This window comes from Kitasatospora sp. NPDC034035, assembly GCF_055575755.1.
Genome location: NZ_JBVISA010000006.1, coordinates 309,410 through 321,859, shown reverse-complemented (window position 1 = coordinate 321,859; position 12,450 = coordinate 309,410). Strand labels below are relative to the sequence as shown.

The 12,450-nt window shown below is 71.5% G+C and carries 12 protein-coding genes and 1 pseudogene; 2 read left to right on the top strand and 11 right to left on the bottom strand.

Going from position 1 to position 12,450, the window contains the following annotated elements; genetic code table 11:
• Positions 1–132: 132 nt before the first annotated feature.
• The 10 genes and pseudogenes from ACZ52J_RS11680 to ACZ52J_RS11635 all read right to left on the bottom strand — a co-directional run bounded on the left by ACZ52J_RS11680 (position 133) and on the right by ACZ52J_RS11635 (position 11,150).
• Positions 133–291: a hypothetical protein gene (locus ACZ52J_RS11680; RefSeq protein ID WP_360498779.1), complete on the bottom strand. Its 159-nt coding sequence runs from the start codon at positions 289–291 to the stop codon at positions 133–135.
• A gap of 297 nt (positions 292–588) precedes the next feature.
• The gene (gatB, locus tag ACZ52J_RS11675; protein WP_465617789.1) at positions 589–2,091 is read right to left on the bottom strand and encodes an Asp-tRNA(Asn)/Glu-tRNA(Gln) amidotransferase subunit GatB; all 1,503 of its coding nucleotides are present in this window, start codon (positions 2,089–2,091) and stop codon (positions 589–591) included.
• A gap of 87 nt (positions 2,092–2,178) precedes the next feature.
• Entirely contained in the window at positions 2,179–2,439 is a 261-nt protein-coding gene (locus ACZ52J_RS11670; RefSeq protein WP_360498777.1) for a hypothetical protein, read from the bottom strand.
• Positions 2,436–3,929, bottom strand: coding sequence for an Asp-tRNA(Asn)/Glu-tRNA(Gln) amidotransferase subunit GatA (gene gatA, locus ACZ52J_RS11665; RefSeq protein ID WP_465617750.1), 1,494 nt, complete (start codon positions 3,927–3,929; stop codon positions 2,436–2,438). Before gatA ends, ACZ52J_RS11670 begins: the two co-directional genes overlap by 4 nt.
• A 5-nt stretch (positions 3,930–3,934) precedes the next feature.
• On the bottom strand, positions 3,935–4,231 hold the full coding sequence (gene gatC, locus ACZ52J_RS11660) for an Asp-tRNA(Asn)/Glu-tRNA(Gln) amidotransferase subunit GatC (protein ID WP_030057414.1): 297 nt from the start codon (positions 4,229–4,231) through the stop codon (positions 3,935–3,937).
• 199 nt (positions 4,232–4,430) lie between these two features.
• Positions 4,431–6,185, bottom strand: a pseudogene (locus tag ACZ52J_RS11655) (putative bifunctional diguanylate cyclase/phosphodiesterase); the annotation flags it as partial.
• Between the two features lie 385 nt (positions 6,186–6,570).
• Positions 6,571–8,856: an NAD-dependent DNA ligase LigA gene (ligA, locus tag ACZ52J_RS11650; protein ID WP_465617748.1), complete on the bottom strand. Its 2,286-nt coding sequence runs from the start codon at positions 8,854–8,856 to the stop codon at positions 6,571–6,573.
• 19 nt (positions 8,857–8,875) lie between these two features.
• A complete protein-coding gene (locus ACZ52J_RS11645; protein ID WP_360498771.1) occupies positions 8,876–9,886 on the bottom strand; it encodes a methionine synthase in 1,011 nt (336 codons plus the stop codon).
• A gap of 36 nt (positions 9,887–9,922) precedes the next feature.
• Positions 9,923–10,612, bottom strand: a complete 690-nt coding sequence (locus ACZ52J_RS11640) for an SDR family oxidoreductase (protein WP_465617746.1) — start codon at positions 10,610–10,612, stop codon at positions 9,923–9,925.
• Between the two features lie 13 nt (positions 10,613–10,625).
• Positions 10,626–11,150, bottom strand: a complete 525-nt coding sequence (locus ACZ52J_RS11635) for an LOG family protein (protein ID WP_465617744.1) — start codon at positions 11,148–11,150, stop codon at positions 10,626–10,628.
• An 81-nt stretch (positions 11,151–11,231) separates the two neighbouring features.
• Here ACZ52J_RS11635 and ACZ52J_RS11630 point away from each other — a divergent pair, with 81 nt between their 5' ends.
• Together ACZ52J_RS11630 and ACZ52J_RS11625 are read left to right on the top strand one after the other, a co-directional pair.
• On the top strand, positions 11,232–11,453 hold the full coding sequence (locus tag ACZ52J_RS11630; protein WP_465617742.1) for a P-loop NTPase family protein: 222 nt from the start codon (positions 11,232–11,234) through the stop codon (positions 11,451–11,453).
• A gap of 11 nt (positions 11,454–11,464) precedes the next feature.
• The gene (locus ACZ52J_RS11625) at positions 11,465–11,701 is read left to right on the top strand and encodes a hypothetical protein (RefSeq protein WP_465617740.1); all 237 of its coding nucleotides are present in this window, start codon (positions 11,465–11,467) and stop codon (positions 11,699–11,701) included.
• 16 nt (positions 11,702–11,717) lie between these two features.
• Here ACZ52J_RS11625 and ACZ52J_RS11620 read toward each other — a convergent pair whose 3' ends face one another.
• Positions 11,718–12,275, bottom strand: coding sequence for a Uma2 family endonuclease (locus tag ACZ52J_RS11620; RefSeq protein ID WP_465617738.1), 558 nt, complete (start codon positions 12,273–12,275; stop codon positions 11,718–11,720).
• Between the last annotated feature and the right edge of the window lie 175 nt (positions 12,276–12,450).

Genomic DNA, 12,450 nt, shown 5'->3' with positions numbered 1-12,450 from the left:
AGGCGAGCATGCCATAGCCGGTGGGGACCGGCCGAGGGGTTATCTCCCCTGGCGAACGCCCGGAGGGGGAGACGCTCACTCGCAGCGTCTCCCCCTCCGTAACTCCGTCGGCACCGCCCTGGTGCCGCACCGTCAGCATTCGGGCTGACGCACGGGGCGCCGCTGGAAGCGGGTGGCCACCGGACGCTGCCGCAGGCGGCGTGCCTCCTTGGCCTCGCGCACCAGGCGCTCGTGCTCGGCGCGGGCCACGAGCTCGTGGGCGTGTTGCTGGAAGGTCTGGTACTCGATCACTTCAGGTCCCCTTTGTGGGTTCTCACTGCTGTCTTGCTGACAGGTAAGAGCTTCCTCTCCCAGTGGGGGGTGCGGCATCGGGAGCGTGCCCGATCTTCGGGGGCCCGGAGGCCTTAGATCGGGCGCCGGGAAAGGTTTAAGGCCCGGCCTCACCCCATTACGGGGGTGAGACCGGGCCTTAGACCTTACTTAGAGGGCCTTAGATGCCTTAGGCGCCTTAGGAAGGAAGGGTCGACAGCCTAGGTGCCCTGGGAAGAAGCCGCTCAGGCGGAGCCGCCCGGCTTCTCCAGGCTGTGCTTACTGTCCTTCCACGCCCAGCTTCTCGAGGATCAGGTCCTTCACGCGGGCGGCGTCGGCCTGGCCGCGGGTGGCCTTCATGACCGCGCCGACCAGCGCGCCCACGGCCTGGACCTTGCCGTCGCGGATCTTGGCGGCGATCCCCTCGTTCTCGGCGATCGCCTGGTCGACGGCGGCGCCCAGCGCGGAGTCGTCCGAGACCACGGCCAGGCCGCGCTTCTCGACGATCTCGTCCGGCTCGCCCTCGCCGGCCAGCACACCCTCGATGACCTGGCGGGCCAGCTTGTCGTTCAGCTTGCCCTCGGCGACCAGCGCGGCGACCCGGGCGACCTGCACCGGGGTGATCGGCTGCTCGCTCAGCTCGGTGCCGGTCTCGTTGGCACGGCGGGCCAGCTCGCCCATCCACCACTTGCGGGCCTGGTCGGCCGGGGCACCGGCCGCGATGGTCTCCTGGATCGGCCCCACCGCACCGGCGTTGAGGACGGACTGCATGTCCTTGTCGGACAGCCCCCACTCGGCCTGCAGCCGGGCGCGGCGCACCCGCGGCAGCTCGGGCAGGGCGGCGCGCAGCTCCTCGACCCACGCGCGGGCGGGGGCCACCGGCACCAGGTCCGGCTCGGGGAAGTAGCGGTAGTCCTCGGCGTTGTCCTTGATCCGGCCCGAGGTGGTGCTGCCGTCGTCCTCGTGGAAGTGACGGGTCTCCTGGACGATGGTGCCGCCGTCGCTCAGCACGGTGGCGTGCCGACGGATCTCGTACCGGGCGGCCCGCTCCACGCTGCGCAGCGAGTTGACGTTCTTGGTCTCCGAGCGGGTGCCGAACTTCTCGGTGCCGTTCGGGCGCAGCGACAGGTTGACGTCGCAGCGCATCTGGCCCTTGTCCATCCGGGCCTCGGAGACGCCGAGGGAGCGGATGACCTCGCGCAGCTCGGCGACGTACGCCTTGGCGACCTCGGGGGCGCGCTCGCCGGCCCCCTCGATCGGCTTGGTGACGATCTCGATCAGCGGGATGCCGGCCCGGTTGTAGTCGAGCAGCGAGTGGGTGGCGCCGTGGATGCGGCCGGTCGCGCCACCGACGTGGCTGGACTTGCCGGTGTCCTCCTCCATGTGGGCGCGCTCGATCTCCACGCGGAAGGTCGAGCCGTCCTCGAGCTGCACGTCGAGGTAGCCGTTGAAGGCGATCGGCTCGTCGTACTGCGAGGTCTGGAAGTTCTTGGGCATGTCCGGGTAGAAGTAGTTCTTCCGGGCGAACCGGCACCACTCGGCGATGTCGCAGTTCAGCGCCAGGCCGATCTTGACGGCCGACTCCACGCCGACCGCGTTGACCACCGGCAGCGAGCCCGGCAGGCCCAGGCAGGTCGGGCAGGTCTGGCTGTTCGGCTCGGCGCCCAGCTCGGTCGAGCAGCCGCAGAACATCTTGGTCTTGGTACCGAGCTCGACGTGGACCTCAAGGCCCATCACCGGGTCGTACGACGCCAGAGCGTCCTCGTAGGAGACCAGGGTCATGACGCTCACAGCGTCCCTTCTCAACTAAAGACTCGGGAGGTACGGGCCCGGCCGCCGCTCGCGCGGGGCCGGGCCTGGGCGCTCGGCTCAGCCCAGCAGCACGTCGTCGGAGCCCAGCCGGCGCAGCTCGCGCACCAGCAGGGCGGTGCCGGTGATCAGCGCGGCGGCGCCGACCAGGGCGTTGACCAGCTTGAGGGTGTCGCTCTCCTCGCGGGCCTTGCGGACGTCCTTGGCGATGGAGACCGCGCCGAAGGCGCTGGTGCCGATGGACAGCCACAGGCCGGGCTTCGAGTGCTTGAAGCCCTTCAAGGAAGTCGACTGGGCCTTCGCCTTCTCGATCTTGCTCACAGTGCCGGTGCCTCCTCCAGCAGGGTGTGCCCCCACTTGTCGTTGAGTGCGGCCTCGACGGCGCCGCCCACGCGGTACAGGCGGTCGTCCGCCATCGCGGGTGCGATGATCTGCAGGCCGACCGGGAGATTGTCCTCCGGCGCCAGGCCGACCGGCAGCGACATGGCCGCGTTGCCCGCCAGGTTCGACGGAATCGTGCACAGGTCGGCCAGGTACATCGCCATCGGGTCGTCGGCGCGCTCGCCGATCGGGAAGGCGGTGGTCGGCGTGGTCGGCGAGACCAGCACGTCCACGCCGGCGAAGGCCGCGTCGAAGTCCCGCGAGATGAGCGTGCGGACCTTCTGGGCCGAGCCGTAGTAGGCGTCGTAGTAGCCCGAGGAGAGGGCGTAGGTGCCCAGGATGATGCGGCGCTTGACCTCGTCGCCGAAGCCGGCCTCACGGGTCAGCGCGGTGACCTCCTCGGCCGAGCGGGTGCCGTCGTCGCCGACCCGCAGGCCGTAGCGCATCGCGTCGAAGCGGGCCAGGTTGGAGGAGCACTCGCTCGGCGCGATCAGGTAGTACGCCGGCAGTGCCAGGGTGAACGACGGGCAGGAGACCTCGACGACCTCGGCGCCCAGCTCGCGCAGCAGCTCCACCGACTGGTTGAAGCGCTCCATCACGCCGGCCTGGTAGCCCTCGCCGGCGAACTCCTTGACGACGCCGATCCGCATGCCGCGGACGTCGCGCATCTTCGCGGCCTCGACCACGGCCGGGACCGGCGCGTCGATCGAGGTGGAGTCCAGCGGGTCGTGCCCGGCGATGGCCTCGTGCAGCAGCGCCGCGTCCAGCACGGTGCGGGCGCACGGGCCGCCCTGGTCCAGGCTGCTGGAGAAGGCGACCAGGCCGTAGCGGGACACCGAGCCGTAGGTCGGCTTGACGCCGACGGTGCCGGTGACGGCGCCGGGCTGGCGGATCGAGCCGCCGGTGTCGGTGCCGATCGCCAGCGGGGCCTCGAAGGCGGCCAGCGCGGCGGCCGAACCGCCGCCGGAGCCGCCGGGGATGCGGGTGAGGTCCCACGGGTTGCCGGTCGGGCCGTAGGCGGAGTTCTCGGTGGAGGAGCCCATCGCGAACTCGTCCATGTTGGTCTTGCCGAGGATGACGACGCCGGCGTCCTTGAGACGGGAGGTCAGCGTGGCGTCGTACGGCGGGATCCAGCCCTCGAGCATCTTGGAGCCGCAGGTGGTGGGGACGCCCTTGGTGGTGAAGACGTCCTTCAGCGCGAGCGGGACGCCGGCCAGCGGGCCCAGCTCCTCGCCCTTGGCGCGCTTCTCGTCGACGGCCTTGGCGGCGGCCAGCGCGCCCTCGGTGTCGACGTGCAGGAAGGCGTTGACCTTCTTGTCGACGGCCTCGATGCGGTCCAGGTGCGCCTGCGCGACCTCGACGGCGGACACCTCGCCCTTGGCGATGGCGCCCGCGGTCTCGGCGGCGGTGTAGCGAATCAGCTCGGTCATCTCGGTCAGTCCTCCCCGAGGATCTGCGGCACACGGAAACGCTGCTCTTCGGCGGCGGGGGCGCCGGACAGCGCCTGCTCCGGGGTGAGCGAGGGCCGCACCTCGTCCGCGCGCATGACGTTGGTCAGCGGCAGCGGGTGGGAGGTCGGCGGGACGTCCTGTCCGGCGACCTCGGAAACGCGGGCGACCGCGCCGATGATCACGTCGAGCTGCTCGGCGAAGTGGTCCAGCTCTTCGGGCTTCAGCTCAAGACGCGACAGCCGGGCGAGGTGGGCGACCTCCTCGCGCGTGATGCCAGGCATGCAGCGATCCTCAGGGTGAGTTCTGGTGAGACCCGGCGGTGCCTTGCGGGCGGTGCCGGGCCCGGGCAGGAGCAGCCGGGTTCGGCGCTCCGTCCTCATGGTCTTTGGACCCATCCTATGGGGCCCGGCCCGGCCACCGGCCAACGAGTGAGCCGCGGCGCCCGTCACCGCCGAGCCGGCGCCCCCACCGCCGCGTCCGTCACTGCGACCGGAAGCGGGCCCAACTCTGCGCGCTCGGCGCCTTGATCTCCATCTGCGCGGCCTGCGCCGCCTGGACCACCGGCGGCAGCACGGGGGGCATCACCGGCGGCAGCACGGGCGGGAGCGTCGGCGGCAGCACGGGCGGGATGGCCGGCTGGACGATCGGCTTGCCCTGGACCGGCATGCCCTGGACCGACTGGAAGCCGGCGCGCAGCTGGGGCGGCGCGCCCAGTCGCTCCACCGGCGGGGCGCCGGTGCGGTGCACCAGCAGCCAGGCGGTGGCCTGCTCGGCCGGCATCGCGGCCGACACCAGCCAGCCCTGGACGGCGTCCACGCCCATGCAGTGCAGCCGCTCCCAGGTCTCGTCGTCCTCGACGCCCTCGGCGACCACGGTCAGGCCCAGCGAGTGGGCGAGCTCCACCGAGCAGCGCACCACCGCCGCGTCGTGGTCGTCGATGACCATGCGGGAGACGAAGGAGCGGTCGATCTTCAGCTCGCCGACGGGCAGGCTGCGCAGCCGCACCAGCGAGGAGTGCCCGGTGCCGAAGTCGTCCAGGGACATCCCCACGCCGTAGCCGCGCAGTTCGGCGAGGGTGTCGGCGGCCCGCCGGGAGTCGTCCAGCAGCAGCCGCTCGGTGATCTCCAGCTGGAGCGCGTGGGCCGGCACCTGGTGGCGCACGAGGTGGCCGGCGACGCGCTGGGCGAAGCCGGGGTTGAGCACGTCCCGCGGCGAGACGTTGACCGCGACCTGCACCTGCAGCCCCTGGTCGCGCCAGTAGGCGAGCTGGCCGACCGCGGCCTCCAGCACGTAGTCGGTGAGCCGGGGCATCAGGCCGCTGGACTCGGCGAGCCCGACGAACTCGTCCGGCGAGACCCGGCCCTGGCCGGGGCGGTCCCAGCGCAGCAGGGCCTCCAGGCCGACCACCCGGCCGTCGAAGGCCACTTTCGGCTGGTAGTGCAGCTGTACCTCGCCGGTCTCCAGGGCCCGGCGCAGGTCCCCGAGCAGTCCGATCCGGTAGGGGGTGTCGGCGTCCTGGGTCTCGTCGTACTGGGCGACGCCGCTGCAGCCGCGCTGGGCGTGGCCCATCGCGACGTCCGCGCGGCGCAGCAGCGACTCGGCGTCCTGGGCGTGCTGCGGGTAGACGCAGACGCCGGCGCTGGCCTCCAGGACGAGCAGCAGCCCGTCCAGCCGGATCGGGGCGGCCAGTTCGGCGATCAGTGCCTTGGCGACACGTTCCAGGCTGTCCGGGCAGTTGATGCCGGGCAGCAGGACGGCGAACTCGTCGCCGCCCATCCGGGCCACCATCGGGCGGCCGCGCCGGTAGTGCCGGGGCAGCCCGGCGAAGACGTCGTCGATGGACTCCCGGGTGGCGCTGCCGGCCGGTCCGCCGGAGCGCAGCGCGCGGTGCAGTCGGCGGGAAATGTGAACCAGCAGGCGGTCACCGGCCGTATGACCAAGTGTGTCATTGAGTGATCGGAAGCGGTCGAGGTCAAGCAGGATGAGACCGACGCTGAAGCCCGGGTCGCATTCGGCGATCGCCTCCTGGGCGGCCAGCAGGAGGGCCTGACGGTTGGGCAGGTCCGTCAGCGGGTCGGTCAGTTGGTCGCGGGCGCGGTCCCGGGCGATCCGCCAGGCCGCGACCAGCACGGCCAGGGGCACCGCGAACAGCGGCAGCAGCTCGGGTTCGTACCGGTAGACCAGGACGGCCAGCGGGATGAGCGGCGCAGCTCCGGCCAGCAGCACGCCGAGCAGCAGGACCGCACCTGCCACCCCCTGCGGCGGGCGTGTGGGCGCACCGCCGGTCGTACGATCCATAAGCCCTGTCCTCCGTCGGGCCCGCCCCGTCAGGCCGCCTTACGGTGAGGCACCGTGCCGGTACCGACAGCTGCCGGGCATGGAGCGACCCCGAGGAGCACCGGCACAGCCGGTGCCCCCACCCCTGCTGACATTCTGTTGCGCTCCAGGGTATGCCGGGGTCCACCCGGTGGGCAGACTTTCGGACAACCGGAAACGCGCTGACCCGCCCGAGTGTCACACAGTGACACAATGCCCGCTTTCACTGCACGGCACCCGGTGACGTTGCATCAGGACGATAACAACACGGATTCGGCCACCCGCCGCTCGGGTCGGCCCCGGGTCAGCCCTCGGCGGGCGCCTCCGACGGCTCGGCGGCCTCCTCCGGCTCCGGAAGTCCCAGGTGGGCGCGGGCGGCGGCCGGTCCGCCGGCCAGCAGTGCGGCGAAGCCCGCGTCGTCCAGGACCGGCAGTCCGAGCTGAACAGCCTTGTCGTACTTGGACCCTGGGTTGTCACCAGCGACCACAAAATCGGTCTTCTTCGAAACCGAACCGGTCACCTTCGCTCCGCGCGAGGTCAGCGCCTCCTTGGCGCCGTCCCGGGTGTGGCCGGCCAGGGTGCCGGTCACCACGACGGTCAGACCCTCCAGCGGGCGCTCCGCCTCCTCCTCGTCCGCGAACTCCTCGACGAAGCGGACACCCGCGGCACGCCACTTCTCCAGGATCTGCCGGTGCCACTCCTCCTGGTACCACTCGACCACCGACCGGGCGATGATCGGCCCGACCCCCTCGACCGCGGCCAGCTCCTCCTCGGTGGCCGAGAAGATCCGGTCCAGGTCGCGGAACTCCCGGGCCAGCTCCTGGGCCGCGACCGGCCCCACGTGCCGGATCGAGAGACCGTTGAGGAACCGCCAGAGCGGACGTTCCTTCACCTTCTCGAGGTTCTCCAGCAGGATTGCGGCGGTCTTCTTGGGCTCGCCCTTCTGGTTGGCGAAGAAGGTGGCCTTCTTCTCCTTGCCGGTCCGGTCGTCCAGCTTGGGCATGCCGGTCTTCTGGTCGCGCACCAGCACCTGGATCGGCAGCAGCTGCTCCATCGTCAGCCCGAAGATGTCACCCTCGTCCCGCACCGGCGCCTCCGTCGGCTCCAGCGGCTGGGTCAGCGCGGTGGCCGCGACGTAGCCGAGGCCCTCGACGTCCAGCGAGGAACGGCCGCCCAGGAAGGCGATCCGCTCCCGGATCTGTGCCGGGCAGAACTGGGCGTTGGGGCAGCGCAGATCGATGTCCCCCTCGGCCATCGGGCGCAGCTCCGCCCCGCACTCGTGGCAGTGCGAGGGCATCACGAACTCCTGCTCGGTGCCGTCCCGCAGGTTCTCCACCGGGCCGAGGATCTCCGGGATCACGTCACCGGCCTTGCGCAGCACGATCGTGTCGCCCAGCAGCACGCCCTTGGCCTTGACGACCTGCTGGTTGTGCAGCGTCGCGTACTGCACCATCGAACCGGCCACCTTCACCGGCTCGGCCAGCACCGCGAACGGCGTCGCCCGGCCGGTGCGGCCGATGCCGACCCGGATCTGGGCGAGCCTGCCGGTGACCTCCTCCGGCGGGTACTTCCAGGCGATCGCCCAGCGCGGGGACTTGGAGGTGGCGCCGAGCCGGCCCTGCAGGGCGATCTCGTCCACCTTGACCACGACGCCGTCGATCTCGTGCTCGACCGAGTGACGCTGCTCGCCGAAGTGCCCGATGAAGGCCCGCACCTCGTCGAGGGTCTTCACCACCTTGTTGTGCCGGGCGGTGGGCAGGCCCCAGTCGTGCAGCAGTCGGTAGGCGTGCGACTGGTTGTCGATGTCGAAGCCGATCCGGGCGCCGATGCCGTGCACCACCATGTGCAGCGGGCGGGAAGCGGTGACCAGCGGGTCCTTCTGGCGCAGCGAACCGGCGGCGGCGTTGCGGGGGTTCATGAACAGCCGGATCATCGCCCGGGGCCGCTTGCCCTCCTTGGCGCGCTCCTCGTTCTCCAGGCGGCGGCGCTCGTTCTCCGCCACGAACGAGGCGTTGAGCGCCTCGAAGGCCTCGGTCGGGAAGTAGACCTCGCCGCGGATCTCCACCAGCTCGGGGATGTCGTCGCCCTTGAGTTGGTGCGGGATCTCCTTGATGGTGCGGACGTTGGCGGTGATGTCCTCGCCCACCCGGCCGTCACCGCGCGTCGCCGCCTGCACCAACTGGCCGTTCTCGTAGGTGAGGTTGACGGCCAGGCCGTCCACCTTGAGCTCGCACAGGTAGTGGTAGTCGATGCCGTGCAGCTCGCTCGCGACGCGCTCGGCCCAGGCGGCGAGCTCCTCGTCGTCCATCGCGTTGTCGAGGCTGAGGAGGCGCTCGCGGTGCTCCACCTCGGCGAACAGCTCGGTGGGGGCGCCGCCGACCTTCTGGGTGGGCGAATCCGGGGTGGCCAGGGCCGGGTGCTCGGCCTCCAGCGCCTCCAGCTCGCGCATCAGGGCGTCGAACTCGGAGTCGGTGACGACCGGCGCGTCCTGCTCGTAGTACCGGACGCGGTGGTCGGTGACCTCCTGCGCCAGCTCGGCGTGCCGCCGCCGTACCTCCGCCGGGACGTCCTTGCCCTCGACAGCCGTCACCGCAAGCCCTCCTACGTTCTCATTCCGGGTTGTCCACCAGGCTCTGCGCCGCCCGCACGCTCTGGGACAGCGCCTTGCGCGCGTACGCCGGGGAGGCCCCGGCCAGCCCGCAGGTCGGCGTCACCAGCACGCGACGGCCCAGCAGCTCCGGGGCGAACCCGAGCCTGCGCCACAAGGTCCTGACACCCTGGACACTACCGGCCGGGTCGGACACCGCCTGGTCAGTGGAGGGGACGACACCGGCGAGGATCATCGTGCCCGCCTCCACGGCCTCGCCGAGGTCGTCGTCGGACCGCTCGGTGAGGAGCGCGAAGTCGAGGGAGACGCCGGCCACCCCGGCGCGGCGCAGCAGCGGGATCGGGACCTCGGGGGCGCAGGAGTGCACCACGACCGGCGCGTCGAGGTTGGTGATCACCTCCCGCAGCACCTCCTCGGCCACCTGCCGGTCCACGGCGCGCAGCCGCTGGAAGCCGCTGGCGGTCTTCACCGAGCCGGTCAGGACGGCGGGCAGCGAGGGCTCGTCGAGCTGGAGGACCACCTGGGCACCGGGTACGCGCTTGCGGACGTCCGCGAGGTGGCGGCGCAGGCCCTCGGTGAGCGAGCCGGCGATGTCCCGGCACGCGCCGTGGTCGGAGAGCGCCTTCTCGCCGTACTTCAGCTCGATGCTCGCCGCCAGCGTCCACGGGCCGACGGCCTGGACCTTCAGCGCGCCCTGGTAGCCCTGGGTGAACTCCTCCAGGGCGTCCAGGTCCTCGCCGAGCCAGGAGTGGGCGCGCTTGGTGTCCCGGCCGGGCCGGTCGGTGAACCGCCAGCCGCTGGGCTCGGTCTGCGCGAACAGCTCGACGAGGAAACCGGCTCCGCGCCCGATCATGTCGGCGCCGGGGCCGCGCGCGGGCAGCTCGGGCAGGAACGGCAGGTGCTCCAACGCGCCGGTGGCCGTCTTGGCGGCCTCACGGGCGTCGACACCGGGCAGCGAGCCGACACCGGTGGCGGCGCCGCGCAGGTCGGGGAAGGGGTGGGGAGTGCTCACCCGTCCGAGCCTAGTGCGCGGCGCCTGCCGGGTCGGTCAGTACCCGGGGCGGACGGTGATGTCCGTGATCTCCGCGTCCCGGGAGGTGTCCAGGGCGGCCAGGACCGCCTTGGCCACGGACTCGGGCTCGATCCAGCGCTCGGCGTCGTACTCCTTGCCCTCCTGCTGGTGCACCTTGACCTGCATCGCGGTGGCGGTGCGGCCGGGGTAGACCGAGGTGACCCGGACGCCGCCCGCGTGCTCCTCGGCGCGCAGCGAGTCGGCCAGCGCCTTCAGGCCGTGCTTGCCGGCCGCGTACGCCGACCACTCGGCGTGGGCGTTCAGGCCCGCACCGGAGTTGACGAAGACCACGTGGCCCTTGACGAGGCGGAGGGAGGGCAGCAGGAGGCGGGTCAGCTCGGCGGGGGCGACCAGGTTGACGTTCAGCGTCTCCTGCCAGGCCTTCACCGGCAGGTCGCCGACCGTGCCCAGCTCGACGACGCCCGCGACGTGCAGCAGGGAGTCCAGCTCGATCGGCAGCGCCTGGTGCCCGAAGGCCCAGGACAGCTTGGCCGGGTCGCCGAGGTCGCCGACCAGGGTCTTCGCCCCGGGGAAGCGCTCCCGCAGCTCGGCGGCGCGGCGGGCGTCGCGGGCCAGTAGCCAGAGGTCGTCCCCGCGCTCGGCGAGCTTCCCGGCCAGGACGGCGCCGATGCCGGAGCCGGCGCCGGTGATCAGATGTGCAGCCATGGCTCCGATCCTCTCAGGCCTTGAGCTGCGCAAAAACCTCGGCGGGCGTGTCGGCGAAGGTGATCAGCTCGGCGAGCGGCCGGGGCAGGAAGCCCTCGGCGTCCATCCGCTCCAACTGCGTCCGCAGGCCCGAGTAGAAGCCCTCGGTGTCCAGGACGACCACCGGCTTCTCGAACATCCCGTGCTTCTTGAGCTCCAGCACCTCGGTGACCTCGTCCAGCGTGCCCAGCCCGCCCACCAGGACGACGATCGCGTCCGCCCGGGCCGCCAGCTCGGCCTTCCGCTCGGCCAGGTCGCCGGTCATGACCAGCTCGTCGGCGCCGACGTAGCCCTTGTGCTTCAGCATCTCGACCATGACACCGACCAGCGTCCCGCCGGCCGCCTTCACCTCGTCGGCCAGCAGGCCCATCAGGCCGGCGTTCGAGCCGCCCCATACCAGGGTGTGCCCGCCCTCCCCCAGGAGCCGGGCGAACTCGGCGGCGGGGGCGGTGTAGCGGTCATCGAGCGAGTACGCGGAGCAGAAAACGCAGATATTCATAGTGCTGATTGGTCTATCACGCCCCGGCGCCCCCGCTCACCGGCATTACGGCGACCACGGGCAACCCCTGAGGTGCTGCGCGTGCGCCACCTTGAGATATCCGATCTGATCACGGCCGTGGATCCGTGCGACGGCCGCCGGCTCCCGGTCTCTCGCGACGAGGTCGTCCGGCGGCTGCGCGAGAACGGGGACCGACGCGCGGCCCGGGTCGTCGCCGGGCTGCCCGTCGACCGGGACGGCGCACTCGACCCCGTGGCGGTGGACCGGCTGCTCGTCAGCGCGCGTACGAACTCCAGCGGCTGAGCGCGGCGGCGGTGCTGCTCTCGCTCGCCGCCTACATCACCCTGCCGTTCCGCGCCGGCACCCTGGCGATGGTCATCGGCCTCGGCCCGCTGACGCTGCTGCGGCCGGCCGCCGTCGCCACCGCCTGCGTCGGTGCCCTGCTGAACGGCGGCGGCGCGGCGGCCCTGCTGGTCGGCGTGGTCGCGGGCGCGGCGGTGCTGTGCGTCGAGCCGTTGGTGCACCGGCGCTGGTACCGCGAGGTGCAGTAGAGCCCGGCTCCGGAGCTCAGTCCTGGTACGGAACGAGCTCCGACAGGCTCAGCGTGAAGCCGAACGGCTCCGGAATGCCGATCGCGTCGCCGAACTTCCGGTCGCTGCGGGTGTGGTAGCGGTCGTGGTTCGGATCGGAGAACAGCGTCACCGTCTGCTGGCGCGGGTCCACGATGAGGTAGAGCGGGATGCGCATCGCCGCGTAGTCGTACAGCTTGTCCATCCAGTCGTTCCCCGGATTGGACGGTGAGACGATCTCCACGGCGATCAGGGCTTCCGCAGCCGGAGCCTTGTTGCCCGCCCCGGAGAGGACCTCCACCGGCAGGTACGTCAGGTCCGGCTCGCGCCCCTTGGAGACGTCCGGGCTGACGATTTCGCTCCGCTCGCTGGGGAGGTAGCCGTCAGGAGCGTGCTGCTCGAACTGCCTGCGCACCTGGGCCATGTTGAGCTGATGGATGTTGGACGGCGACGCCTGCATGATCAGCGTGTCTCCGGACCATTCGATCCGGACGCCTTCCGGGGCAATCCGCTCCAACTCCTCGATAAAGTCCCGGTGCTGCTCGTAGAAGGTCATGCCGTCCTCTCCGGGGGGCGTGCGCCTCGGGCATCGTAGCCGCCGGATCCGTCACGCGGGTGAAGGCCCGGCGGTAGGAGCAGGACGGGACTCCCCGGCGCTGTCACTCATGCTCAAGACCACCTCTCGCGGCGAAGCGCGCAGGAGGCCCCTGTCCACTCGCCCTGGGTGGCGG

What these genes read in the sequence shown, in the direction of transcription:
- gatA (WP_465617750.1), bottom strand. Translation starts at nt 3,929, where the DNA reads ATGACCGAGCTGATTCGCTACACCGCCGCCGAGACCGCGGGCGCCATC.
- gatC (WP_030057414.1), bottom strand. Translation starts at nt 4,231, where the DNA reads ATGCCTGGCATCACGCGCGAGGAGGTCGCCCACCTCGCCCGGCTGTCG.
- ACZ52J_RS11640 (WP_465617746.1), bottom strand. Translation starts at nt 10,612, where the DNA reads ATGGCTGCACATCTGATCACCGGCGCCGGCTCCGGCATCGGCGCCGTC.
- gatB (WP_465617789.1), bottom strand. Translation starts at nt 2,091, where the DNA reads ATGACCCTGGTCTCCTACGAGGACGCTCTGGCGTCGTACGACCCGGTG.
- ACZ52J_RS11620 (WP_465617738.1), bottom strand. Translation starts at nt 12,275, where the DNA reads ATGACCTTCTACGAGCAGCACCGGGACTTTATCGAGGAGTTGGAGCGG.
- ACZ52J_RS11635 (WP_465617744.1), bottom strand. Translation starts at nt 11,150, where the DNA reads ATGAATATCTGCGTTTTCTGCTCCGCGTACTCGCTCGATGACCGCTAC.